This is a genomic window from Salibacterium qingdaonense (genome assembly GCF_900114715.1).
Classification (GTDB): Bacteria; Bacillota; Bacilli; order Bacillales; family Marinococcaceae; genus Salibacterium; species Salibacterium qingdaonense.
Window position 1 is genome coordinate 1 of sequence record NZ_FOTY01000065.1, and the last position, 2,354, is coordinate 2,354.

General features: G+C 36.4%; 3 protein-coding genes. 1 reads left to right on the forward strand and 2 read right to left on the reverse strand.

All coding sequences use genetic code 11. From position 1 onward, the window contains the following. Window positions 1-292: 292 nt before the first annotated feature. Both BM058_RS17925 and BM058_RS17930 read right to left on the reverse strand, forming a co-directional pair. Window positions 293-718 carry a hypothetical protein gene (locus BM058_RS17925; protein ID WP_090929165.1) on the reverse strand — a complete coding sequence of 142 codons (426 nt, stop codon included), beginning with the start codon at window positions 716-718 and terminating at the stop codon, window positions 293-295. Window positions 719-922: 204 nt separating this feature from the next. Continuing rightward, entirely contained in the window at window positions 923-1,381 is a 459-nt protein-coding gene (locus BM058_RS17930) for a hypothetical protein (protein WP_090929168.1), read from the reverse strand. Window positions 1,382-2,012: 631 nt separating this feature from the next. Here BM058_RS17930 and BM058_RS17935 point away from each other — a divergent pair. Then, window positions 2,013-2,252: a hypothetical protein gene (locus tag BM058_RS17935; RefSeq protein ID WP_090929171.1), complete on the forward strand. Its 240-nt coding sequence runs from the start codon at window positions 2,013-2,015 to the stop codon at window positions 2,250-2,252. Window positions 2,253-2,354 lie beyond the last annotated feature (102 nt).

Consider the following 2,354-nt stretch of genomic DNA (forward strand, 5'->3'; position numbering starts at 1 on the left):
CATAAAGTGGTACATTTATCCGCAAAAGGTGGTAAAAAAGATGGCATAAGTGGTAAAAGTCGTCCGCCGTACTCACCTAGGAAGCTTTTCTTTCTATGGGTATCAGAAGCCTTTCCTGAAGCACTTATGGATACCTTAGAAGTTACGTCTTGTTCATGCAGCTCTTCGGTGGTTTTCAAAGAAGCATATCTTTGTTTGAGGACAAAGATCGAAATAAAAACCTCTCCCTTGATGTTTATCGAAGGAGAGAGGGATACGTGCGTTTCTGTGAAGGTAGATGGGATACTTATTGTTATAGGTGGTTTCGATGTTTGGCATCGGCTCGTCGCTGTTGTTGATGTTCGATTCTCTTTTGAACGTGTTGGGTAGCTGTTCGATAAGCGTTTGTTTCCATGTCAGCAGTCGTTACAATATCGTCAATGCTCTGATTTACAAACATACCATTCAACAGTTCAAGTAAGATTTGTGTATTACGGTCTGTGTTATTGGTTCCTAAGCGTATACGTCTGATTTCTTTATTGATTTGGTTGGATACTTCCTGGGAGATAGAAGATGCAAGGGAAGACGTTTGTTCTTCTTTCATCTGTTTGTGTTCTTCAATGATTTTATTGATGGTTCGGTTATTATAGACGATATTATTTTCTTCCGCATATCTTTCTATATAGGCTCGTGATTCTTTCGTTAGTCTCAGTCGTATTGCGGGATTTTGTTCTTTCATAGGGAGACGCTCCCTTCCTGTTTTTTGATTTTTCTTCGATGGTTCTTCTCTATGTACGAGGGTATCCTCTACGTAGATAACCGTAGGATTATGGAGATTTTTTGTGATACGTCTTGGCCTTTTTATGGTCATGAATGTATTGGTTTTACGTTCCTTATCCTTTGATTTCTTAACGAGGAACGATCTCTGTTTAGCTTTTCATAATTATGAATCGTCCTCGGTTAAGTAATGTAAAAACTCATTATTTTTATCAAGTTTTTCACTTATGATTTCTAGCATCTTTGTGTTTTTTTCTAATCTATTTTGGTATTCGAGTTCCCGGTCATTGATGTTATTGAGTAGAGTGTAATTCTCTAAAATACTTCGTAAATATTCTTGACGTGATAGGCCCTGTTTCTTTGCTTTTTCATCGAATTCTTGGACGATAGACGGGTTTATGTTTCTGATTTTTATTTCCATTCGATCACTCCTTTCTGTGAGCTTCACCATAATAGGGGGTGTAGGTGTACCTAGGTAGAAAGAGCATAAGGAAAAAATGACCCCAAAAGTGGTCGGGGTATCCGGCAGAGCCGGATTTTCCGTGGGTACATATTTTTTATCTTTGTACCATACTTGTACATGTTTTGTACCTTTATTGTACATCCTTGTACCGATTTTGTACATAGTTGTACCACTTTTGTGCATGGTTGATTTGGTGCTATAAAGCTATTTGTGGGATAGAAAAATCAGGTGGAAAGGTCTCCTGTGTAGGACGACTCCACCTGATGATCATGTATTATAGGATCGTTTTTTCCTGCTTTTTTTAAGGGACGTTTTTCTAAGTTTTGTTCTCGTTTTCGATCATTTTTAAGAGCTCAGGATCTTCGATTAGGGAATGAATTTTTGTGTCCGATTTTTCTTTGGGTGTTATCTTTTTTGGCCATTCTTTCTATTCTTTGTACGAGGATGTTTCTTTATAGTTTGGCTACATGTATTCTCTTTTTTTATGATATCTTTTTTATTCTTTTGTTTCTTCGAGAGAGGGAGATCTTTTCACAGAAATAATCGTTTGGAAGAGGTGATATCTATGTTTTGTTGGATCAATAGAAGTTTGTGCAGGAGGTTGTTTTTTAGCAAGAATCGCTTATGATTATTGGTTTAAAATGTTAGGGTGATGTACAGATAAGAAAGCAAAAACTGTCGTTTATGCGATTTAGAAGAAGTCATAGACATTCATTCTTTAAGAACAGTAAATGTAGCATGAGAAGGGTTATTCCCTTCTCTTTTGTTTACTATACAGAAAGGCGGTAAAACAATGAATCAAAGTAATATTTATGACTTTCTGAACGTTGACCAAGACCCTTTGTATCAAAACCTTCAATCATTACAAACAGGAGAAAGTTATGATCTTGATGAACAAACAGAAATTCACTATAACACTCATGGGTTATATGAAGTTATAGCAGATGAAACCGAACAAGCATTTTCTTCTCTTGAAGATTGTTATTCTTATATTTCTGCCTTTGGCTTTGAAATAAAGGCTGATCATGTATAAAAACGTTTAATATAATGGCATTGTCTGGATGGATGGTGACAATGCCCTGAATCCGTAATGATATCTTTCGACATACCCTTCAAAACCTTGATAAAATAGGGG